Source organism: Polaromonas sp. OV174, from assembly GCF_900112285.1.
Lineage (GTDB): Bacteria > Pseudomonadota > Gammaproteobacteria > Burkholderiales > Burkholderiaceae_C > Polaromonas.
The window spans coordinates 1-21,839 of record NZ_FOKZ01000043.1; the positions used below are offsets into that span (position 1 = coordinate 1).

The following is a 21,839-nucleotide window of genomic DNA, read 5'->3' on the forward strand; positions in this document are numbered from 1 at the left end:
CACGCAGTTGCGCTTCACTTCATTCACTGTGACCAGCTCCTGGCGGGACTTGCACCCGCAGGTGTGCGCCCATGCTGGGCGCACCAAAGAAAAAGGGGCCTAAGCCCCTTTCTTGTCAGTCGCCGGATGGCGCTCAGACCACGCCTTGCGCCAGCATGGCGTCGGCCACCTTGACGAAACCGGCCACATTGGCGCCATCGACATAGCTGATGCTGCCGTCGGCGCGTCGGCCGTGCTGCACGCAGGCTTCGTGGATGCTCTGCATGATCTGCAGCAGGCGCGCATCGACCTCCTCACGAGGCCACGACAGGCGCGCCGCATTCTGGCTCATTTCCAGGCCTGAGGTGGCGACGCCGCCGGCGTTGCTGGCCTTACCCGGGGCGTAGAGCACGCCGCTGCGCTCGAACAGGCGAACCGCGTCCAGCGTGGACGGCATGTTGGCGCCTTCGGCCACGCAAATCACACCGTTCTTGATGAGGGTGGCAGCGTCTTCGCCATTGAGTTCATTCTGGGTCGCGCTGGGCAGGGCCACGTCCACCGGCACATGCCAGGGGCGCACGCCGGGCTGGAACTGGGCGCCTACGCGCTTGGCGTATTCGTCCACACGACCGTAGAGGTGGTTTTTGACCTCCATCAGCACGGCGAGTTTTTCTGTCGTGAAGCCGTCTTCATCGACAACCGTGCCGCTGGAGTCGGACACCGTGATGACCTTGGCGCCCAGCGCCATGGCTTTTTCCACGCTGTACTGGGCCACGTTGCCCGAGCCCGAGACGCTGACGCGCAGGCCGTCGAGTGAACGGCCGGCCGTCTTGAGCATTTCCTGGGCGAAGTAAACCGTGCCGTAGCCGGTGGCTTCGGGACGGATCAGCGAGCCGCCAAAGCTCAAGCCCTTGCCGGTGAAGACGCAGTCGGCGCGGTTGGTGAGCTTTTTGTACATGCCGGCCATGTAGCCAACTTCACGGCCGCCCACGCCGATGTCGCCGGCCGGCACGTCGGTGTCCGAGCCGATGTGGCGGTACAACTCGCTGACAAAGGCCTGGCAAAAGCGCATGACTTCAGCGTTGCTCTTGCCCTTGGGGTCGAAATCGGAGCCGCCCTTGCCGCCGCCCATGGGCAGGGTGGTCAGGGCGTTTTTCAGGGTCTGCTCGAAGGCCAGGAATTTCAGCACCGACAGGTTGACCGAGGGGTGAAAACGCAGGCCGCCCTTGTAAGGGCCAATCGCCAGGCTGTGCTGGATGCGGAAACCGCGGTTGACCTGGACGTCGCCGTGGTCGTCCATCCAGCAGACGCGGAAGATGATGACGCGCTCGGGCTCGACCAGACGCTCCAGCAGGCTCAGGCTGGCATAACGTGGGTGCTTTTCAATGTAGGGCCACAGGCTTTCCATCACTTCGGTGACGGCTTGGATGTATTCGGGCTGGCCTGGATTACGTTCGGCTACATGGCTTAGAAAGCTGCCCACTGTCAGATGCTTCATTTAATCAATTTCCAATTCGATGCATAAACCTATGCGGAAAACGCATTGTCTCGGAAAAATGGCCTGTTTTTTGGCGTTGCGGTCGAACTTGCCCCAATTTGGTGTTACTGCTACCCCAAAACGGGGCAGTTTTCGCTCAGCGTCCGCGCAGAAACAGGCTGTCCAGCTCCTTCAAGCTGAGCTGGCGCCAGGTCGGTCGGCCATGGTTGCACTGGTCGGAGCGCTCGGTGGCTTCCATTTGCCGCAGCAGGGCGTTCATTTCATCCAGCGTGAGCTTGCGGTTGGCGCGCACGGCGCCGTGGCAGGCCATGGTGCCCAGCAATTCGTTGCGGGCACGCTGAATCACCGTGCTGGCCTCGTGCTGCGCTAGTTCGGCCAGCACGGATCTAGCCAGCTCCACCGCATCACCTTGCGTCAGGCTGGTGGGGACGGCTCGCACCGCCAGGGTTTTGGGCGAAAAGGGCGAGATCTCCAGGCCCAGCGTGGCCAAGACCTCGGTGCTGGCTTCGGCGGTGGCCACTTCCTGCGGGCTGGCGGCAAAAGTGGCGGGAATCAGGAGCGGCTGGCTGGCGATCTGTGAGCTGTCGAGCTGGCTTTTCAGTCTTTCGTAGACTACGCGCTCATGCGCCGCATGCATGTCGACGATGACCAGGCCCTGGGCGTTTTCGGCCAGGATGTAGACGCCTTGCAACTGGGCCAGTGCGCGGCCTAGCGGCCAGTCGCCGGCGGGCAGCTGGCTGCTTGGCTGGCTGCTGGACTGTACGGGAGTTTGTGTGGAAGTGGGGGCCGGGCTGGCTGCCGGTACGGGGCTGAACCCGCCGTCAAAGCCGCTGCCAGCGGTAGATAGGGGCGGGGGGGTGTTGGTGCTGGCAGGCGCCACCGGCCACAGGGCTTCAAAGTCGGACGCGCCGGGGGCTTTGTTTGCTACGAAATTTATAGCTGGTTGCGCCCATCCCTGCTGCGCAAAAGCCTTGTTTCCCTTAAGAGCGGCATTTGCGGGCGGGCTGGCTTCATCGCTAGTGCCAGCCGTCTGGGCTGCGGCCGTCTGGCCGACACGTGGTGCGGCCAGGGCGTTTTCGGTGGCATGACGCACCGCCTGGTGTACCTCGCGACTGTCGCGAAAGCGCACTTCTATCTTGGTCGGATGCACGTTGACGTCGACGCGGGCCGGGTCGATTTCAACATACAGCGCATACACCGGCTGTCGATGGCCGTGCAGCACGTCCTCGTAGGCGCTGCGGGCGGCGTGCGTGAGCACCTTGTCGCGCACGTAGCGGCCATTGACATAGGAAAACTGCTGGTCGGCGCGCGAGCGGGCCGCATCCGGAACACCGGCCCGGCCCCAGACCCGTACAGCGGGCTGGCCATCGGCGCGGCGGGCGCTGCTTTCGTAGTTGACGGCGATGGACTGCTCGACAAAGTCGGCGCCCAGCACGTCGGCCAGACGTTGGTCATGGGCTGATGCGCCGCTGCAGGCGCGCCATTGCTCGACCAGCTTGCCTTCGTGCCAGATGGCAAAGCCGACATCGGGCCGTACCAGCGCATGGCGGCGCACCGCTTCTATACAGTGGGCCAGCTCGGTGGCGTCGGTTTTGAGAAATTTGCGGCGCGCCGGCGTGGCGTAAAACAGCTCGCGCACCTCGACGCTGGTGCCGCGCGCGCGCGCCGCCGGTTTCAGTTCGCCGCTGCGGCCGTCGAGTTGCCAGGCATGCTCGTTGTCTTGGCTGCGCGACAACAGGCTCATGTCGGCAATCGAGTTGATGGCGGCCAGCGCCTCGCCCCGAAAGCCCATGGTGCCTACGGCTTCCAGGTCTTGCAGCGAGGCGATCTTGCTGGTGGCGTGGCGCCTGAGAGCCACCGGCAGCTCTTCGCGCGGAATGCCCAGGCCATCGTCTTCCACCAGGATCAGCCGCACGCCGCCCGCCAGCAGGCGCAGCGTCACTTGTGTGGCGCCGGCGTCCAGCGCGTTGTCCACCAGCTCGCGCACCACGGAGGCGGGGCGCTCGACCACTTCGCCGGCGGCAATCTGGCTGATCAGTTCATCGGGGAGGTCGCGGATGGGGCGGCGTGGGGCTTGGGGCAGGGCAGTCATGAGGAAACGATTTTAGGCGCAGCCCTGGCAAGGGCATGGCCGGGCGGTCAAGGCAGACCTGTCAAAATCGCTGCCATGGAATTAGCTACCTTTCTCATCGACTTCATTCTTCACATCGACAAACACCTGGAGGTTTTTGTCAGCAGCTATGGCGCCTGGGTCTATGCCTTGCTGTTCCTGATTATTTTTGTCGAAACCGGCGTCGTCGTCATGCCGTTTTTGCCGGGCGATTCGCTGCTGTTCGTGGTGGGCGCCATGTGCGGCGTGGGCCTGATGAGCTATCCGCTGGCCGTGGGCCTGCTCTTGGTGGCAGCGGTGCTGGGCGACCAGTGCAACTACAGCATTGGCCGCTCTCTGGGGCCCAAGGTGTTTCAGTGGGAGGACTCCCGCTTCTTCAATAAAAAAGCCTTCGACCAGGCGCATGCGTTTTACGAGCGCTATGGCGGCGTCACCATCATTGCTGCGCGCTTCATGCCTTTTTTGCGCACCTTTGCGCCCTTTGTGGCCGGCATATCGGAGATGTCGCGCGGCAAGTTCTCTTTGTTCAATGTGGTGGGCGCGGTACTGTGGGTGGGCGGCATCATCACCGCCGGCTATCTCTTTGGTAACGTGCCCTTCGTCAAGACCCATTTGGACAAGATCATCTGGGCCATGATCTTTGTGCCGGGCCTGCTGGTGCTTTTTGGCGCCTGGCGCGCCAAGCGCAAGGCGGCCATCTCCAGTTGATGCGCTGCTTTTAGGCGATGCAGGGCAAGGTCACTTTGTGCACCTTGCCTGCAATATCCAGAATACCCAGCGCATGGGCTGATTGAAAAAATCAGTTGCTGCTTTGCCCGGAGCAGGCCATTTCCTTGTCCAGCTCCACAATGGTCTGATACAGCACGCGCGTGCCATCGAGCAGCTGCTGCGGCTCTATCCATTCTTCCGGGCAGTGGCTGCGTCCGTTCAGGCAGGGTATGAAAATCATGCCAATCGGGCCGGTGGGCGCGACGTACACGGCGTCATGCCCGGCGCCACTGGGCAAGCGCATGGAGGAATAACCCAGCGCGGTGGCGGAGCGTTCGACGGCATTCATCACCAAGGGCGAGCAATCGGTAGGCTTTGAGCGGCTGACGTGTGTGGCCTTGGCGCTCAGGCGCAAGGCCTGCATATCCGCTGCAACGCCTGCCATCAATGTCTCGGGAAAGCTGTCCAGCACTTGCTGGCTATCGCTGCGCACTTCCAGCATCAATTCCACAGTGCCTGGCACCGCATTGGGGACGTTGGGCGTCATGGCGATGCGGCCAATGGTGGCCACCACATAGTGCGGCTTGCCGCTCATGGCCGACGCCTGTCGGTAAGCCGCATCGATCAGGCGTGCGGCACCGACCAGTGCGTCGCGGCGGATGTCCATGGGCGTGGTGCCCGCATGATCTGGCTGCCCTTCGATATTGAGCAGCACGCGTCGAATGCCGACAATATTGGTGACCACCCCAATGGGCAGCTGGCGGGCCTCGAGTACCGGGCCTTGCTCGATATGCAGTTCGACAAAAGCGGCCGTGCTGCCCGCTGTGCGCAGTGGTTGTGCCAAGGCATCGGGGTTGCCGCCTATGCGGCGCATGCCATCGGCCAGGGTTTCGCCGGCGGCATTGCGCGAGGCCAGCATGCCGGCATCCAGTACGCCAGAAAAAGCGCGACTGCCAACGCAGGAAATGCCGTAATCGCTGGGCTCTTCCGACAAAAAGTCTATGACCTCGAAGGGATGGGCCAGCGTAATGCCTTGCTCTTTCAGGGTATGCGCCACTTCGATGCCGGCCAGCACGCCGATGATGCCGTCAAAGCGACCGCCGCCCACAACGGTATCGCAGTGCGAGCCGGTGATGATGGGCTTGAGCGTCGCGTCGAGCCCGGCACGTCGGCCGACCAGGTTTCCGCCAGCGTCATGCGACACCTCAAGCCCGGCAGCGATAAATTCGGCCTGCAGCCAGGCACGGGCTTCTGCGAAGAGTGGAGAGAAGGCACGCCGTGTCCACGGCTGGTCGGGCAGTGTCAGTTTGGACAGGGTTTCAACACGCGACCAGAGACGGTCGGCGTTAAGAGCAGGAAAAGTAGTTGGCATTGGAGGCTCGGCGTAAATGGTGGGATAGATGCGTAACGGCTTTATGCGCGGTGCGGACGCAAAAACTGGCCGTGGCCCTTGGCATTGATGACTTTTTGACCGTCAAAGGCCAGGGCACCTCGGCAATAAGTGGCCGCAACGCGTACGCTGAACTCACGGCCTTCAAACGAACTCCAGTGCACCGCAGACAGGCTGGTGGACGGATCGAAGGCATAACGCTCCGGCTTGAGGATGACGATATCGGCATCCATGCCGACGGCCAGGCTGCCCTTGCGGTCATCCAGCAAAAAGTGGCGTGCCGGGTTGCTGCACAGCTGTTTGACCACCATGGTTGGGGCAATGCCGTGTTCTTCACAGCCGGTCCAGAACGCAGGCAGCAGGGTTTCCAGACCGGGGCCGCCCGAGGAGTTCTTGAAGATATTGGGGTTTTGTTTGCGCTCCAAGCCCCAGCTGACATGGTCGGATGACACAAAGGTGCATTCGTCATTGGCAATGTGGCTCCACAGCAAGTCGACTTCTGCTTTTGGGCGTATGGGCGGGTAGTGCTTGGTTTTGGCGCCGAATTTTTTTGTGTGCTCTTCGTGGTTCAGCATGAGGTACTGGACGCAGGTTTCTATGCTGGCCTGGTGGCCTGCGCGTCGGTACATATTGCAAATATCAAAGCCGCGCGCGGTGGATACATGCACCGCATGCGCCCGTGCGCCGGTTTCCGCGCCAATTTCATAGATCAGAGCGGTCGCGAGGTTTTCAACCAATGGGGTGTGCGCGCGCATGAAGGCGTCCCAGCCGGTATCGCCAGCCTCAATCAGGCGCTGGATGTTCTTGCGCGTCAGCTCCTGCATCTGGTTGTGCACGCCGCACACCAGGCCGGATGGCGCGATGAGCCGGAAGGCTTCGTACAAATCGTCTTCTTCAATGCGCGGAAAGCGACCCGGTGTGGCTTCGAAAGTCGAAAATTTGAACGCACATACGCCGCCTTCAATCAGGCCGGCTGCAGCTTGCATGCCGTGCTTGTCATTGAGCGTGCCGAACAGGGCCACATCGACATGGCAGTCGCGTTCGACTTCGGCGATCTTGGCGTCTAGTTGCGCACGCGAGGCCACGGGTTCCGGGTCGTCATAAGGCATGTCCACCATGACGGTCACGCCACCGGCAGCCGCCGCGCGCGAAGCCCAGCCCAAGCCTTCTTGATTGAGCTGGCTGCCGGCGTGCACCTGGCCATCAATCACGCCCGGAATAATCCATTGCCCGCGTGCATCAACGGCTTCAGCCGCCGCCGGCGGCGTGCCTACGCCGCGCGCGGCGATCTTGCCGGCGCGCACCGCCAGCCAGCCATCGCGCACGATGCGATCGGTTTCAACAATATCGCCGCGAACGGTCAGATCGAAGTCGTACATGCCCATTTTTCCCGTGGTTTTGAGGTAAGGAACGGAAGTGTAATAACGGGCAAGCCAAAATGTCTTATGCTTAAATATGCGAAGCAGTTAACTTGAGGTTAAGTAAATGAAGCTGAATTTGCGGCAAATTGAAGTTTTTCGCGCCATCATGCTCAGTGGCTCCATCAGTGGTGCGGCCAAGTTGCTGCATGTGTCCCAGCCGGCTGTGAGCCGGCTGATTTCCTATACCGAGCAGCGTCTGGGGCTGTCCCTGTTTGCCCGCATCAAGGGGCGCTTGTACCCAACGCCAGAGGCGCGCCGTTTGTTTGAGGAGGTCGGTGCGCTTTACCAAAGCGTGCAACGGGTCAATGAAGTGGCCGAAAACCTGGCGGAAAACCGCGTTGGGAAACTGCGCATCGCCTGCAGCCCGAGCTTGGGGCTATCGCTGATGCCGCGAGCCATAGCGGCTTTTGGTCAGCGTTATCCGGAAGTGCGCATCGTGTTGAATACCCTGATTCCGACCATGATGCTGCAAGCCCTGCTGACGCAGCAGATCGAGTTTGGCGTGGCCTATATGCCCGTCATCCATCCGAGTCTTGAGGCGCGGCTGCTCTACGAAAATCGCATTGTTGCGGTCCTTCCTGATTCTCATCCGCTGGCATCGCGCACCAGCATCAGCCCGCATGACCTGATCAACGAGCCGCTGATAGGCTACAGCAACGATATCCCGCTGGAGCAACTGGTACGCCAGCTGTTTGCTGGCGAGGAGATGCAGCCGACACCCAAAATCGAAGTTCAGCAGGCGCACGTGGCCTGCGCCATGGTGCAGGCAGGGGTGGGCGTGGCGCTGGTCGATGAAATCACGGTGAGGGGCCCCATCTGGTCGAACGTGGTGGTGGTCCCCGTCGACGCGTCGGTCAGCGCGCCTATCAATGTCTTTCACGTCATGCTGGAGCCGCAGTCGCGTTTGGCCCAGGAGTTCATCGCATTGCTGGAGACGCTGGACCCCGGAAAAAATCTTTGACGGCGGCGCGCCGGATTTTCCGGTGCTCTCGTCACCCCATATCGGGGCGATAAGGCGATTTAGGCTTTTTCAGGCCTGTGTTGGCGGGCTGTTTTCGGTGTCGCAAGCCCTTTGCCGTGGCATTGCAGGTCCGTGCCTGCGCTTGATCGCCGACTCCTCTTTCTGTTTTGGTTTTGATGGGTTTTTTGTCGTCAACTTCTTAACTTATTGTTATGACGATGAGATGAAAAGTAATGCGACATTATGAAAAATTCTGCCTAATATCGACGCCTTGACTGACGTTCGATGCTCCGGAAATTCGTGTTTATCTCAACTGAAATGACACGCGTCCGGTGCCAGAACATCAATACGAATTGATTAGGTAATCGTAAAAAAGGCTGGAGATATGGGACGAATTCTTACGCTCAAGGACGTAGAGGCTGCCGTGAAAGGCGGTTCGGTGTTTGCATGTGGCGGTGGCGGCTGGGCCGATCATGGGCGCGAGCTCGGAACGCTCGCGGTGACGATCGGTCGCCCGGAGCTGGTGTCTATGGACGAAGTGCCCGACGATGCGTGGATTGCCACGGCGGCGGCGATTGGGGCGCCAGGCGGATTGACCGATTGGGAAATGCTTGGCGTTGACTATGTGAGGGCGGCGCAACTGGTGCAGGATGCACTGGGCGAGTCCATCTACGGCCTGATCATTGGTCAAAATGGCATGTCGAGCACTTTGAACGGCTGGTTGCCGTCGGCAGTGCTTGGCACCAAGGTCATTGATGCGGTCGGGGACATCCGCGCCCATCCTACCGGTGATATGGGATCGCTCGGACTGGCCAACAGTCCGCAAGCCATGATTCAAAGCGCGGCAGGCGGCAATCGAGCCAACAACGCCTATATAGAAGTTCTGGTGCGTGGGGCCACCGCCAAAGTGTCACCTATCTTGCGCAAGGCGTCCGACATGTCGGGTGGCTTTATCGCCAGCTGCCGCAACCCGATACGCGCCTCCTATGTGCGACAGCATGCGGCGCTGGGCGGCATCAGCATCGCCCTGGCGCTGGGCGAAGCGATCCTGGCGGCCGAGCCTAAAGGCGGCAGCGCCGTGGTGGATGCGATCTGCAAGCAAACCAATGGCCAAATCATTGGCAGCGGCAAGGTCGTCAAAAATACCCTGAAGTACACCAACGAGGCGTTTGACATCGGTGTCGTCGAGATCGGCACGGGCGCTGACCGCCGCGTCATCCATGTGATGAATGAACACATGGCGGTAGAAAACCGCCAGGGCGAGCGCATCGCCAGCTATCCCGATGTGATCACGACGCTGGACGTCAATGGTTGCCCGGTCAGCGCCGGCAGCCTGCATGAAGGCATGGAAATACTGATTTTCCATGTCCATAAGCAGCACATCCCTCTGTCGTCCAGTGTGACCGATCCTTCGGTCTATCCGCCAGTGGAGCAAGCGCTGGGCATCAACTTCACTGACTATGCATTGGGGAAATAAGGAAACCGCTATGACTCAATGCAATAAGCGTGAATTCAATCTGCAGTCCGGCACCACGCTGCGCTGCAAGGGCTGGCGCCAGGAAGCGCTGCTGCGCCTGCTGGAAAACGTACTGGCGGTTGGCGAGGATCCGGACAATCTGGTGGTGTATGCGGCGCTGGGCCGTGCGGCTCGCGACTGGCCGGCGCACGACGCCATGGTCAAGGCGCTGCTGAATCTGGAGGAGGATCAAACGCTCATCGTCCAATCCGGCAAGCCGATCGGCGTGCTGCAGACACATGCGCAAGCGCCTATCGTGATCATGGCCAACTGCAATATGGTCGGGCAATGGGCCAAGGCCGAAAATTTCTACGAACTGGAAAAGAAAAACCTGATCTGCTGGGGCGGTCTGACCGCCGGCGACTGGCAATACATCGGTTCTCAAGGCGTGATTCAGGGCACCTACGAGATTTTCAGCCGCATCGCCGAGCGCCATTTTGATAATGACTTGCGCGGCCGTTTCATTTTGACCGCTGGCCTGGGTGGCATGGGCGGCGCCCAGCCCCTGGCTGGTCGCATGGCCAATGCCGCCATCCTGACGGTAGAGATCAATGAGGAAAGCATCAGCAAGCGGCTGAAAAACGGCTTCCTGGAAAAGCGTGCAGACAATCTGGACGACGCTCTGGCGATGATCCGCGACGCCCAGGCGCGACGCGAGCCGATTTCGGTTGGCCTGCTCGGCAATGCTTCCGATGTCTATCCGGAAATACTGGCGCGGGGCATTGTTCCCGACATCGTGACCGATCAGACCTCGGCGCATGACCTGGTCTATGGCTATATCCCGGCCGGCTACAGCCTGGATGAGGTCCGTGAGCTGCGCAAGACCGATATTGAGCAACTGATGAACGCCAGCCGTTCATCGATAGTGCGCCATGTGACGGCGATGCTTGGTTTCAAGGACAAGGGGGCGGTCGTGTTCGATAACGGCAACCTGATCCGCACCCATGCCAAGCAGGGCGGCGTGGAACGCGCGTTTGAGATCCCGGTGTTTACCGAAGCCTTTTTGCGTCCGCTGTTTGCGCGCGCCATCGGGCCCTTCCGCTGGATTGCGCTGACTAACGACGCCGAAGACATCCGCAAGATCGACGATTTCCTGCTGAAGCGCTTTGCTGACAACTTTATCGTCGCCAACTGGGTCCGCCTGGCGCGGCAGTATGTGCCCTTCGAGGGTTTGCCGGCGCGTATCGCGTGGCTAGGCCACGGTGAGCGCACGGAACTGGCACTGGAGGTCAATCGCATGGTGAGGGATGGCGAGCTGACGGGGCCAATCGCCTTTACCCGTGACCACCTCGATGCCGGCGCCATGGCGCATCCGAACATCATGACCGAGAACATGCGCGATGGCTCGGACGCGATCGCTGACTGGCCACTGTTGAACGCGATGATTAATTGCTCGTCCTCTGCCGACCTGGTGGCCATCCATTCCGGCGGCGGCGGCTATAGCGGTTACATGACCAGTGCTGGCGTTACCGTGGTGGCCGATGGCAGCGAAGCCGCTGACCAGCGCCTGCGACTGTCGATGACCAACGATACCGCGAGCGGCGTGCTGCGTTATGCCGATGCGGGTTACGAAGAGGCCTTGGACGAAGTCGAGAAAAAGGCCATTCAGCGAATCAAGACTGCATAGTGAGTCAACAAGCAGAGCAATCACCGCAGCCTTCCCAGGCGAAGTGGCTGGCGGCCTGAGCAGGCGCAATTGCATATTGGGAGACAAGCACCTTAGGCCTGCGAAGCAGCGCCTGAGGTGACACATAGGAGAAGATAGTATGGAAAACGTTGTTCTTAGTCCGGGCGCCAGTCGTCAGTCTGGCCGGCAAGCAGAAGTAAAACACGACACCCAGGTTGGCCGTAAGGCGGTGATTGCGGCCTCCGCCGGCAATGCGCTGGAATGGTATGACTTCACCGTCTACGCTTTGTTCGCCGTGTATATCGGGCAGAATTTTTTCCAGAATGAGGACCCCACAGTACAGCTGATGGGATCATTCATGGCCTTTGGTCTGGGCTTTGTCGTGCGTCCGCTCGGTGCCTTGGTTCTCGGCGCCTACGGTGACCGTGTCGGGCGCAAGGCGGCGCTAACCATGACCATCATGTTGATGGCCTTGGGCACCTTGTTGATCGCCATTGCGCCCCCCTATGCCGCCATCGGCGTAGGCGCACCATTGCTGATTGTTTGCGGCCGCGTGCTGCAAGGCTTTTCTGCCGGCGGCGAGGTTGGCGGCGCCACCGCTTTTCTTGTTGAGCATGCACCGGTCGAAAAGAAAGGGCAATACGCGTCCTGGCTGCAAGCGAGCATGGGTATTTCTAATTTGCTGGCCGCATTGGTGGCGACCGTGGTGACTACATTGCTGACGGTCGAACAAGTTGGCGAATGGGGCTGGCGTATTCCATTCATTTTGGGCTTGGCGATCGCACCGGTCGGCTTGTGGATGCGTCGGTCACTGGACGAGACGCCTCATTTCCGGATGGAGCAGGAGCGTCAAAAACGCGAGGGTGCACCAAAAAAATCACCGCTGCTGCAGGTGCTGCGGGATTGCCCGAAAGAATTGCTGGTCGGTACCGGCTTGTCCATATTGTGGGCGGTCGCACCGTATTCGCTGATTATTTTCATGCCGATTTACGCACAAAAAACCATGGGCTTTGCCAGTTCGCAGGCCTTCCTGGCCGCGTTGATTGGTAACCTGTTTCTGATCGCTGGCTGTGTTTTCTCAGGAACGCTATCGGACAAGATAGGTCGGCGCCGAATGCTCAATTGCGGCGCCTTGCTGCTGCTGGTCGGCGTTTATCCATTGATGATGTGGTTGCAGGCATCGCATACGACCTTGACACTGATCGTGGTGCAGTCGATGTTCTGCGCCATGGTGTCCATGTTCGTCGGCGCCGCACCCGCTGCCTTGTCGGAAATTTTTCCGACCCATGTACGCTCCTCCGGCATGTCCTTGTCATACAACACGGCAGTGACTATTTTTGGCGGTTTTGCCCCCGCCATTCTGACTTGGGTCACCTATGCCATGGGCGTCGCGTTCGCGCCTGCTTTGTATGTGATGGGTGCGTCCCTGCTGGCCTTGGTGGCCATCGCATTTTTGCCAAAACCGAGCGCCTAGTAAGTCCAAGGCCCGCAGAAACAAGCTGAAACTGAACATCCCTAATGAGAGAAGTTATGAAGTCAATGTCTCTGGCAGCACCTGATGAGATGGTTGCTGCATGCGGAAAAAAGCGATTTTCTCCTTTGTATGCCGCACTGCTGGTCGGTGCTTTTCTAGCAGGCGCGGTTTTCGCAGCTCCGCATGCTGCTGCGACGACGCAAGAGGGGGCAAAATCAGGAAAAGAGTCCGGAACAAGCGTAGCGCTGAGTCAAACGGCTGATCAGGTTTCGCAACAGTCAGCTGCCTTGAGCAAGGCGGCGCAAGGCTACCGAAGCCGGCTGGTCTTGCTGGGAACCGCCGGTGGCCCAACCTGGTACGGAGAGCATTCTCCGCATGGCATATCATCGGCGGTCGTGGTCGATGGTCATGCGTATATCGTTGACCTGGGTTCCGGGGCGTATCGACAGATACGCGCGGCCGGCATCAAACCAGGTGCCGAACGTGCCGTATTTTTTACCCATTTGCATAGCGATCACGTCATAGATACGGCGAGTCTGCTGATGTACGACCCGAGCGCGCGCAAACGTGCCAAGGCCTCACTGCAGGTGTTTGGCCCTGGTCGCCGAAGCGTGCTGCCGCCCTTGAGCAAAGGCCTGGTCGGCAATCCGGTGATCCATCCGGAGAATCCGTCGGCGGGGACTCGCGATTTTGTCGAGTCATTGATGGCGGGTCTGGCGGCTGATCAGAATATCCGGGTGCGCAATGAAGGGGTGCCGGATGTACGCGATTTTTTCCAGGCGCATGACATCAAGCTTCCTGACGGTGTTGCGATTGACCCGAATGTCGATACGGCACCGCCTATGGAGCCATTTTTCGTCTGGCAGGACGAGCGCGTTAAAGTCAGTGCCACGCTGGTGCCACACGGCAAGGTGTTTCCGAATTTTGCTTATCGTTTCGATACCGCTGACGGCTCGGTCGTCTTTTCCGGAGACACCGCGGTTAGCGAAAATCTGATCCGTTTGGCCAAGGGCGCCGATATCCTGGTCCACGAGGTGATTGACCCGGCCTGGGTGAGCGAGATCGTTGGTCCTAAACCTTGGGATGCAAGACAGGTCGCGCTCAGCCGTCAGCTGCTTGATGCGCATACAACTCCGGAGGAGGTTGGCTCGGTGGCGCAGCGGGCGGGCGTCAAGACGCTTGTGCTTTCCCATCTCGTACCGGGTGATACGCCGCGTGAGCGCTGGTTGAAGGCTCAGGAAAATTTTTCCGGAAAATTAATCATCGGCCAAGACCTGCAGCAAATTGGCGTTGGCAAACCGCGGCCTTGATTTGCCTTTGCTCCTGGGGCGCATACCTCTCACAGTGGCAACGCTGTAAGACATAGCGCTGGAAGTCGCGCAGGAACATATGAATTCAGGCTGCTCAATGAGCAGCCATTGATAGACCAGACCTATGGCTAATGGGTACTGATGTGCAGCAGCACGCCTATACCTTTTTTTGCCAAAATTTTTACCCTGTTTTTTGGAGTTTTATGCGCTCTAATTTTTGTCTCTTCTCGTGGCTGCTTCGTCAGGCCATACTTTTCTTTGCGCTGGGCTTGGGCATGTCCGGCGTCCAGGCGCTGGTACCGAATACACCGTCGACAGTGGTACTCACCGGGCGAAATCTGTCTATCGACCAAGTCCGCCAAGTCGCCCGCGCCGGTGCCCGGGTAGAGGTGTCGAGCGAAGCCTTGAGTCGGCTTGAGCGATCGCATCGTTTGCTGCTGGCCGCGGCACAGCAAGATAAGCCTATTTATGGTCTGAATCGCGGGGTTGGGCTGAATAAGGATCAGACGATTTTCAAGGGTGATGCGATTGATCCAGCGGTGCGCGCCATATCTGAGCGTTTTAATCGAAACATGCTGCTGACACACAGTGTAGGCATAGGCAGCGAGGTACCGCAAGAGGTGGTGCGTGCGACCATGCTGGTGCGATTGAACACTTTGTTAGTCGGTGGCGCAGGCGTGCAGCCAATCGTTGCGCGCATGTATGAGTATTTTCTGAATCACGGCATTCATCCTGTGATGTTCAGCCGTGGCTCTATCGGTGAGGCTGATATTGGCATCCTGCCTCAGATCGGCCTGGCCATGATGGGCGAGGGCGAGGTGATCTACCAGGGACGCCGTATTGCAGCGAGTTCGGCCTTGAAGTCGGCGGGCTTGGTGCCGGTAAAACTGTTTGCCAAGGACAGCTTGTCGCTCATCAGCTCGAATGCCTATTCCGCTGGAATGGCCGTCCTGAGGGTGGTCGATAGCGAGCGTTTTCTAGACGCTGCTGACCGTGTTTTTAGTTTGTCGCTTGAAGGCCTCAATGGCAATGTGGCGCCATTCCTGCCGGCAGTGCAGGTAAGCCGCCCATTTGTAGGCCAACAGCAGACGGCCGCGCACATCCGCAGTCTTTTGGAGGGGAGCTATCTCTGGAGTTTGTCGGAGCAGCGCGCCTTGCAAGACCCGCTAAGTTATCGCACCGTGAGCCAAACGCATGGAGCGGTTCGCGACATTCTCGGTCTGCTCAAGTCGCAGTTGGAAATCCAGGTGAACTCCTCTGACGACAACCCTACGATTGTGCTCGACATCAGCCCACCCGAAGGAGTGACGGAGCAGGAGAAAAAATACTACCTTTTCGGCAAGGATCTTGCCGGTAGCATTTTTCCGACCGCCAGTTTTGACCCCTTGCCTTGGGCCTTGAATCTGCAATCAGTCACCATTGCGCTGAGCCATGTTGCCAATTCGTCGTTCCAGCGTACCTTGAGGCTGTCCGATCCTGCGTTTACCAAACTGCCACGGTTTTTATCGCCAAATCCAGCGACTTTCGGCTACACCACCATCCAGAAAACGGCATCGTATTTGAATACCGAAATCAAGGCGTTGAGCCAACCGGTTTCCATCGATGCGGCACCTACGGCAGGGAATATTGAAGACGTCACAAGCAACGCAGCCTTGATAGCGCTGCGCGCAGGCGACACCATTGATCGTGCTTATTACTTGCTGGGTATCGAATTCATGAATGCGGCTCAAGCCGTGGACTTGCGCCTGCGTGAAACCCCGGCGCTGGCTTTGGGAAACAAAACCAGGCCGTTGCTTCAAGCCTTCCGAAAAACCACCCCATTTTTGGATGCTGACCGCTATATGGCGAGTGATATTCAAAAAACAGCGGAATTTCTACGGACACTGCCGGCTCAGGAGTAAAGCCAAACGCGTCCCGCTACCTCATTGCCGGTGGCGCGGCGGAAATGACGCAAGGCGTTCAGAGTCAGCTAAATCGGTCTGGCTTGACCGCTGCCATCCGCACCGGCCAAGGGCTGCTTCATGAGGATGGCCTTTGACAGCCGTAAGGCTGTCAACCGCGCCTACGGGCTTTTCTTCGCCCCGGTCAGTCATAATTCCCTGCCAGCCCAGCAGGGTGTGGCCACACCGGGGTCTCCATCTGACCTCAATCCTGACTTGCACGTTGTTGATGTGCAGCAACGTTTCCGAGGTTTGTCACGTTCATGAAATTTTCCGCCGTCCGTACCCTGCCCGAACTGCTGGCTTTTCGCCTGGCGCAAAGTCCGCAGGCCGAGGCCTACCGGGAGTTTGATACGGCCAGTGGCTTATGGCGGAGCACCAACTGGGCCCAGGCCAGCGAGCGCATTGCGCATTGGGCTCAGGCCTTGGCGGCCATGCGGCTGCAGCACCAGGCCCGCATCGCCATACTGTTGCCCAATGGTCTGGATGCCGTGAGCCTGGATCAGGCGGCACTGTCGCAGGGCTTGGTGCCGGTGCCGCTGCATGCCATAGACAACCCCGGCAGCATTGCCTACATCCTGGCCGATTGCGAGGCCGCCATGTTGATGGTGTCCAGCGTGGCTCAGTGGCGCGCCATCGCCGCTGCGGGCACGGCGCTGCCGGCGCTGTGCGGCGTGGTGGTGAATGGCGAAGCGGTGGAGCCGGCGCTGGCAAAAGAAGCCGTGCCCTTGTATTCGCTGGCCGACTGGCTGGCCTCCGGCGGCCGGCCTGGGGCGGCGACGCTGCCGCTGCAGCCACCGTTGGAGGACGACCTTGCGGCCATCGTCTATACCTCGGGTACCACCGGCAAGCCCAAGGGCGTGATGCTGACGCACGGCAACGTGGTGGCCAATGTGCGGGCCATCATGGCGCGCGTGGCGCCCAAACCCGATGACGTGTTCCTCTCTTTTTTACCGCTGTCCCATACCTTTGAGCGCACGGCGGGTTACTACCTGGCCATCGCCGCGGGCAGTTGCGTGGCGTATGCCCGCTCGGTGTCCTTGCTGGCCGAAGACCTGAAGAGCGTGCGACCCACCATTTTGGTTTCGGTGCCGCGCATATACGAGCGGGTGTTCGCCAAACTGCAGGAAACTCTGGCGGGTTCGGTGTTTCGGACCCGTTTGTTCGACGTGGCGCAGGCCGTGGGCTGGCGCCGTTTTTGTCGGGTTCAAGGCTTGCCATTGGCCGAAGGCGAGCGCAGTAGCTGGGCCGCGCTGGATGCGCTGCTGTGGCCGGTGCTGGATGGCTTGGTGGCGCGCAAGCTGCAGGCGCAATTTGGCGGACGGTTGCGGGTGGCGGTGAGCGGCGGCGCGCCGCTGTCGCATGCCGTCGCACGCTGTTTTCTGGGGCTGGGGGTGCCCGTGCTGCAGGGTTATGGCATGACGGAAACTTCGCCCGTGGTGGCGGCCAACGGCGTGGACGACAACGACCCGGGCAGCGTCGGCCGCGCTTTGCCTGGCGTGGAGGTGCGCATAGGCGCGAACCGTGAGTTGCAGGTGCGTGGCCCGTCGGTGATGAAGGGCTATTGGAAGCGGCCCGAAGACACGGCGCGCGTGCTGACGGCAGACGGCTGGCTGTCCACCGGCGACCAGGCCGATATCGAAGATGGGCGCATCCGCATCATGGGCCGCATCAAGGAAATCATCGTCACCTCGACCGGCGAGAAAGTGCCGCCCGGCGACCTGGAGCTGGCGATTGCCGTTGATCCCTTGTTTGATCAGGTGTTTGTAGTCGGGGAAAACCGTCCCTTCATTGCCTGCGTGGCGGTGCTCAATCCGGCCGAGTGGCGACGAGTGGCGGCCTCGCTCGGACTCAACCCTGACGACGCGGCCAGTCTGCAGCTGCCTGCGGCACGCCAGGCTGCGCTGGCACGCATTGCCTTGCAGACCAAGGACTTCGCGCGCTATGCCATGCCGCGTGCCGTGTACCTGACGCTGGAGCCCTGGACCATTGAAAACACCTTGATGACACCGACCCTCAAGCTCAAGCGCAACAACTTGCTGGCGCGTTACGCGCAGGAGATTGAGGCGCTGTACCGGCCCGCAACGCTGGCGGCCTGAGAGGTTTTTCTGCGCTCTTGCTGCGCAGGCCTTGAATAAAAAAACGCCTCGCTGAATTTCAGCGAGGCGTTTTTTTAGGGGGAAATCAGAACGGGGCCGGACTCAGCGTTTTTTGCCGACTTCGTTGCCGATCAGTGCGCCGGCGGCGGCGCCACCCACTGTACCCAGGGTGTTGCCAAACACCGCATCGCCAACCACGCCGCCCACCACCGCACCAGCGGCGGTGCCAATTTGTGCATTGGTGGGGTTGGTGCTGCAGCCGGTGAGGGCAATCAGTGATGCTGCGGCTACTGACAGCAAAATTTTCGTATTCATAAGAATCACCTTTCAGAAAGATTCAGGTGCTTTGCCGACCGTCATCACATCGTGAGGTATTGGCCTTGCCTGTGACTTCACTGTAGGTCCGCCAAGCATTCCTGTCTGTAGGCGCAAGCCGTTGCCGGCCGTCGTCCTGCGGCGGCCCTGGTGGGAGACTTAAAGGGCGCGGTTGCGCGCCAGCGGCGGATTTTTGGAGAAGTAGCGCGCGATGCCCCGCATCAGCGCATCGGCGAGCTGCACCTGGTAGGCCTCACTGCGCAGTCTGGCTTCTTCATCCGGATTGCTGATAAATGCCGTTTCCACCAGCACGCTGGGAATATCGGGGGCCTTCAGCACCGCGAAGCTGGCCTGCTCGACCCGGGGCTTGTGCAGCTTGCCGACATTGCCGATCTCGCCCAGCATGGCGCTGCCCAACTTCAGGCTGTCATTGATTTGCGCCGTGGTGCTCATGTCGAACAGGGCTTTTTGCACCTGGGCATCTTTGGCCTTCACATTGATGCCGCCCACCAGGTCGGCCGAATTTTCCTTGTCGGCAATCCAGCGCGCGGCGCTGCTGGACGCGCCTTTTTCGCTGAGCGCAAAGACGCTGGCGCCTTGTGGCCTGGCAGTGAAGAAAGCATCGGCATGAATGCTGATGAACAGATCGGCCTGCACGCGCCTGGCTTTTTGCACACGAACATGCAGCGGGACAAAAAAATCAGCGTCGCGCGTCAGGTAGGCGCGCATATTGGGCTGCTGGTTGATGCGGCTCGCCAGGCGGTGCGCAATTTGCAGCACCACGTCTTTTTCGCGCGTGCCGCCTGGGCCGATGGCGCCCGGATCTTCGCCGCCATGGCCGGGGTCTAGCGCAACGATGACGAGCCGGTCGGTCTTGTTCTTTTCGGGTGTGGCCACCACGTCTGCCGGTGGTTTGGCCGGGGCGGCGCCTGGATTTTTATCTTTGTCGGCGGCGGCGACTTTGCTGTTGGCCGGTTTGCTGGTGCTTGGGGACGGGTTGGAAGAGGGCTTGTCGGCGGGTTTGTTGGCATGCTGGGCCATCAAATCGCCCAGCGGATCGTTGCCCGCGTTGGCTGTCTCGGGCTTGTCTTTGTCTGACAGGCGTTCGGCAATCAGCGCTTCCAGCGGGTCTATGGTTTGCGCCGGGTAGAGGTCAAACACCAGCCGGTATTTGTAAGCCGCTACCGGGCGCAGCGTAAACACCTGCGGCTGCATGGGCTGCTTCAGATCTATCACCAGCCGCACCACGCCGGGGGCGTTCTGGCCGACGCGAATGCCGGAGATGTTCGGATCATCCGATTTCACCTTGGCCACCAGCTCACGCAGCGCCGGAATCAAGTCCAGGCCTTCTATGTCGACGGCCAGGCGCGGCGGCTCGGCGATGAAAAACTGTTTGGCCTTGATTTCGCCATCGGACTCAATGGTCAGACGGGTGTAGTCTTTGGAGGGCCAGACGCGCACCGCCACGATGGTGGCGCCGCGCGCGATGTGTTGCACGCCGAGTAGCAAGACGACGCCGCCCAGTTGCAAGGCCTGGCGCCGGCTCGGGTGGGCAACGGTTTTTTTGTTCATGTCAGTAGCTCCGCGCCCGTGGCGGTGTAGGCGCTCAGGGTGACGGCGCGGGATTCGTCGGCCTGCAGTTCGATATGGATCAGCAGGTCGGGTGGCGGCAAATGGGGGCCGGCTTTTTCCGGCCACTCAACCAGCTTGAGTCCGGGGCTGGCAAAGATATCGCGAAAGCCGGCTTCTTCCCATTCGCGTGGATCATTGAAGCGGTAAAAATCGAAGTGCCAGATGTTCAGCTCCGGATGCGCTGCTGATGAGTCCAGGGTATAGGGCTCGACCACGGCATAGGTGGGGCTTTTGATGCGGCCCTGCACCCCCAGGCTGACGAGCAGGTGGCGCACCAGAGTGGTCTTGCCGGCGCCCAGGTCACCCTGCAGCTCTATCAGCGTGCGACCAATGGCTGGCTGGCTGGCCAGTGCCTGGGCGAAGGCGGCCGTGGCGGCCTCGTCATGCCAGACAATGTTTTTTACAATCAGCGGGTGGTCATCAGCAGTCATCAATTCAATCATCAACTTGTAAGTCAAATTCAAACTTGGGCGCGCGAGCTTGGATTTTCGCAAATTGGCATTGCGGGGGTTGATTTATCCTCGGCCGAACCTGGATTATCGGCCTGGCTGGCCGCTGGCTTTCATGGCGACATGCATTACATGGCGGCGCACGGCCTGAAACGGGCAAGGCCGGCCGAATTGATCCCTGGAACCGTCAGCGTGATCACGGCACGCATGGATTATTTGCCGGCTGCCACCCCGGCCGCGCCGGGCCAGTGGCAGGCGATTGAGTTCAGCCGACTGCAGCGGCCGGAGGAAGGCATCGTCTCGGTCTACGCCCGCGGTCGCGACTATCACAAGATCATGCGCAGCCGGCTGCAAAAACTCAGCGAGCGCATTGCCACGCATGTCCAAACTCTGGGCCACCGCGCCTTCACCGACTCGGCCCCGGTGCTGGAGGCCGAGCTGGCGGCGCGCAGCGGCCAGGGCTGGCGCGGCAAGCACACGCTGCTGTTGAACCGCGAAGCTGGCTCCATGTTTTTCCTGGGCGAAATCTACGTGGACCTGGCCTTGCCGCCCAGCGAGCCGGTGACGCCGCATTGCGGCAGCTGCCAGGCCTGCATAGACATCTGCCCGACCCAGGCGATTGTTGCGCCCTACAAGCTCGACGCCAGGCGCTGCATTTCCTACCTCACGATTGAGCATGCCGGCCCCATTCCGCTGGAACTCAGGCCCCTGATGGGCAACCGCATCTATGGCTGCGACGATTGCCAGCTGATTTGCCCCTGGAACAAGTTCGCCCAGCGCAGCAGCCTGCCGGATTTTGACGAGCGCCAGGGCCTGAGCGGGCAGCAACTCGTGACCTTGTTCGGCTGGAGCGAAGAAGCCTTTTTGCGCTTCACCGAAGGCAGCCCGATCCGCCGCATCGGTCACGAGCGCTGGCTGCGCAATATTGCGGTGGCCATGGGCAATGCCTTGCGCGTGGGTAGCGCAGCGGACGCCGAACTGCGCGCCAGCCTGCAAACCCGTGCCTCTCATGCCAGCGAGCTGGTCAGGGAGCACGTGTTGTGGGCACTTTCACAATGAAATTGCCTGATTAGCGACTTGCCTCAGACATGCGCAGTATGGTCAGAGGCTGGGGCTTTGTCGTAGCGGCCGCGCGCAGCAGCCTGGGCAGCATGGCCACCAAGTCAAAGCGGCGATTGAAGCGGTAGGCAAACTCAGCCAGGTAGCGCGCGGCGTATCTGGCATGGTCAAAGGAATGGTAAGTGCCGGCCTGGGCGGTCTTGAGGTTGCCCAGCATCGTGTTGACCCAGCGCAGCTGGGGTGTCCTGGCTGCCTGTCGTCCGCCACCCGTCACATGACGCTCATGCGTGGCGCCTACCTGCAAGACTTGAGCAAAGGCCTGCAGGCCATCGGAGACCACATGGGCCGTGG

General features: G+C 60.4%; 17 protein-coding genes. 9 read left to right on the top strand and 8 right to left on the bottom strand.

Translation table 11 applies throughout. The features are described from left to right. Positions 1–133 precede the first annotated feature (133 nt). Together gdhA and mutL are read right to left on the bottom strand one after the other, a co-directional pair. On the bottom strand, positions 134–1,477 hold the full coding sequence (gene gdhA, locus BM160_RS21235) for an NADP-specific glutamate dehydrogenase (protein WP_092008153.1): 1,344 nt from the start codon (positions 1,475–1,477) through the stop codon (positions 134–136). A 136-nt stretch (positions 1,478–1,613) separates the two neighbouring features. Further along, a complete protein-coding gene (gene mutL, locus BM160_RS21240) occupies positions 1,614–3,569 on the bottom strand; it encodes a DNA mismatch repair endonuclease MutL (protein ID WP_092008154.1) in 1,956 nt (651 codons plus the stop codon). Positions 3,570–3,644: 75 nt separating this feature from the next. Between mutL and BM160_RS21245 the strand changes: the two genes are divergently transcribed. Next, complete coding sequence (locus tag BM160_RS21245) at positions 3,645–4,295, top strand: DedA family protein (RefSeq protein ID WP_092008155.1); 651 nt, start codon at positions 3,645–3,647, stop codon at positions 4,293–4,295. A 91-nt stretch (positions 4,296–4,386) separates the two neighbouring features. Here the strand turns inward: BM160_RS21245 and BM160_RS21250 are convergent, their stop codons facing one another. Beyond that, complete coding sequence (locus BM160_RS21250) at positions 4,387–5,667, bottom strand: Zn-dependent hydrolase (RefSeq protein WP_092008156.1); 1,281 nt, start codon at positions 5,665–5,667, stop codon at positions 4,387–4,389. A gap of 41 nt (positions 5,668–5,708) precedes the next feature. After that, positions 5,709–7,064 carry a dihydroorotase gene (locus tag BM160_RS21255; RefSeq protein WP_092008167.1) on the bottom strand — a complete coding sequence of 452 codons (1,356 nt, stop codon included), beginning with the start codon at positions 7,062–7,064 and terminating at the stop codon, positions 5,709–5,711. A gap of 106 nt (positions 7,065–7,170) precedes the next feature. Between BM160_RS21255 and BM160_RS21260 the strand changes: the two genes are divergently transcribed. The 7 genes from BM160_RS21260 (at position 7,171) to BM160_RS21290 (ending at position 18,033) form a co-directional block, all read left to right on the top strand. Continuing rightward, complete coding sequence (locus BM160_RS21260) at positions 7,171–8,067, top strand: LysR family transcriptional regulator (RefSeq protein ID WP_092008157.1); 897 nt, start codon at positions 7,171–7,173, stop codon at positions 8,065–8,067. Between the two features lie 385 nt (positions 8,068–8,452). Further along, positions 8,453–9,544, top strand: coding sequence for a DUF917 domain-containing protein (locus tag BM160_RS21265; RefSeq protein WP_092008158.1), 1,092 nt, complete (start codon positions 8,453–8,455; stop codon positions 9,542–9,544). Between the two features lie 10 nt (positions 9,545–9,554). Continuing rightward, complete coding sequence (locus BM160_RS21270; RefSeq protein ID WP_092008159.1) at positions 9,555–11,210, top strand: urocanate hydratase; 1,656 nt, start codon at positions 9,555–9,557, stop codon at positions 11,208–11,210. Positions 11,211–11,349: 139 nt separating this feature from the next. Continuing rightward, complete coding sequence (locus tag BM160_RS21275; protein ID WP_092008160.1) at positions 11,350–12,684, top strand: MFS transporter; 1,335 nt, start codon at positions 11,350–11,352, stop codon at positions 12,682–12,684. Between the two features lie 56 nt (positions 12,685–12,740). Continuing rightward, positions 12,741–13,994 carry an MBL fold metallo-hydrolase gene (locus BM160_RS21280; RefSeq protein ID WP_255369038.1) on the top strand — a complete coding sequence of 418 codons (1,254 nt, stop codon included), beginning with the start codon at positions 12,741–12,743 and terminating at the stop codon, positions 13,992–13,994. Positions 13,995–14,125: 131 nt separating this feature from the next. After that, positions 14,126–15,895, top strand: coding sequence for an HAL/PAL/TAL family ammonia-lyase (gene hutH / locus BM160_RS21285; protein ID WP_255369039.1), 1,770 nt, complete (start codon positions 14,126–14,128; stop codon positions 15,893–15,895). Positions 15,896–16,197: 302 nt separating this feature from the next. Beyond that, positions 16,198–18,033, top strand: coding sequence for an AMP-dependent synthetase/ligase (locus tag BM160_RS21290; protein ID WP_092008162.1), 1,836 nt, complete (start codon positions 16,198–16,200; stop codon positions 18,031–18,033). A 102-nt stretch (positions 18,034–18,135) separates the two neighbouring features. Here the strand turns inward: BM160_RS21290 and BM160_RS21295 are convergent, their stop codons facing one another. The 3 genes from BM160_RS21295 to tsaE form a co-directional block, all read right to left on the bottom strand. Then, positions 18,136–18,348 carry a glycine zipper 2TM domain-containing protein gene (locus BM160_RS21295; RefSeq protein WP_092008163.1) on the bottom strand — a complete coding sequence of 71 codons (213 nt, stop codon included), beginning with the start codon at positions 18,346–18,348 and terminating at the stop codon, positions 18,136–18,138. A 159-nt stretch (positions 18,349–18,507) separates the two neighbouring features. After that, positions 18,508–19,920: an N-acetylmuramoyl-L-alanine amidase gene (locus BM160_RS21300; protein ID WP_092008164.1), complete on the bottom strand. Its 1,413-nt coding sequence runs from the start codon at positions 19,918–19,920 to the stop codon at positions 18,508–18,510. Next, the gene (gene tsaE, locus BM160_RS21305; RefSeq protein ID WP_092008165.1) at positions 19,917–20,411 is read right to left on the bottom strand and encodes a tRNA (adenosine(37)-N6)-threonylcarbamoyltransferase complex ATPase subunit type 1 TsaE; all 495 of its coding nucleotides are present in this window, start codon (positions 20,409–20,411) and stop codon (positions 19,917–19,919) included. Before tsaE ends, BM160_RS21300 begins: the two co-directional genes overlap by 4 nt. On the opposite strand from tsaE, the gene queG reads away from it, so the two are divergent. Then, the gene (gene queG / locus BM160_RS21310) at positions 20,364–21,488 is read left to right on the top strand and encodes a tRNA epoxyqueuosine(34) reductase QueG (protein WP_092008166.1); all 1,125 of its coding nucleotides are present in this window, start codon (positions 20,364–20,366) and stop codon (positions 21,486–21,488) included. The two genes, tsaE and queG, sit on opposite strands and share 48 nt — an antisense overlap. Before the next feature lie 10 nt (positions 21,489–21,498). On the opposite strand, the gene BM160_RS21315 is transcribed toward queG, so the two are convergent. Beyond that, positions 21,499–21,839: transposase (locus BM160_RS21315; protein ID WP_143093314.1), on the bottom strand; the 341-nt coding region annotated here is incomplete at its 5' end.

Bases quoted from the DNA above. Each gene is read 5' to 3' on its own strand.
- gdhA (WP_092008153.1), bottom strand. From the start codon at position 1,477: ATGAAGCATCTGACAGTGGGCAGCTTTCTAAGCCATGTAGCCGAACGT.
- mutL (WP_092008154.1), bottom strand. From the start codon at position 3,569: ATGACTGCCCTGCCCCAAGCCCCACGCCGCCCCATCCGCGACCTCCCC.
- BM160_RS21245 (WP_092008155.1), top strand. From the start codon at position 3,645: ATGGAATTAGCTACCTTTCTCATCGACTTCATTCTTCACATCGACAAA.
- BM160_RS21250 (WP_092008156.1), bottom strand. From the start codon at position 5,667: ATGCCAACTACTTTTCCTGCTCTTAACGCCGACCGTCTCTGGTCGCGT.
- BM160_RS21255 (WP_092008167.1), bottom strand. From the start codon at position 7,064: ATGTACGACTTCGATCTGACCGTTCGCGGCGATATTGTTGAAACCGAT.
- BM160_RS21260 (WP_092008157.1), top strand. From the start codon at position 7,171: ATGAAGCTGAATTTGCGGCAAATTGAAGTTTTTCGCGCCATCATGCTC.
- BM160_RS21265 (WP_092008158.1), top strand. From the start codon at position 8,453: ATGGGACGAATTCTTACGCTCAAGGACGTAGAGGCTGCCGTGAAAGGC.
- BM160_RS21270 (WP_092008159.1), top strand. From the start codon at position 9,555: ATGACTCAATGCAATAAGCGTGAATTCAATCTGCAGTCCGGCACCACG.
- BM160_RS21275 (WP_092008160.1), top strand. From the start codon at position 11,350: ATGGAAAACGTTGTTCTTAGTCCGGGCGCCAGTCGTCAGTCTGGCCGG.
- BM160_RS21280 (WP_255369038.1), top strand. From the start codon at position 12,741: ATGAAGTCAATGTCTCTGGCAGCACCTGATGAGATGGTTGCTGCATGC.
- hutH (WP_255369039.1), top strand. From the start codon at position 14,126: ATGGGTACTGATGTGCAGCAGCACGCCTATACCTTTTTTTGCCAAAAT.
- BM160_RS21290 (WP_092008162.1), top strand. From the start codon at position 16,198: ATGAAATTTTCCGCCGTCCGTACCCTGCCCGAACTGCTGGCTTTTCGC.
- BM160_RS21295 (WP_092008163.1), bottom strand. From the start codon at position 18,348: ATGAATACGAAAATTTTGCTGTCAGTAGCCGCAGCATCACTGATTGCC.
- BM160_RS21300 (WP_092008164.1), bottom strand. From the start codon at position 19,920: ATGAACAAAAAAACCGTTGCCCACCCGAGCCGGCGCCAGGCCTTGCAA.
- queG (WP_092008166.1), top strand. From the start codon at position 20,364: ATGCCAGACAATGTTTTTTACAATCAGCGGGTGGTCATCAGCAGTCAT.
- tsaE (WP_092008165.1), bottom strand. From the start codon at position 20,411: ATGACTGCTGATGACCACCCGCTGATTGTAAAAAACATTGTCTGGCAT.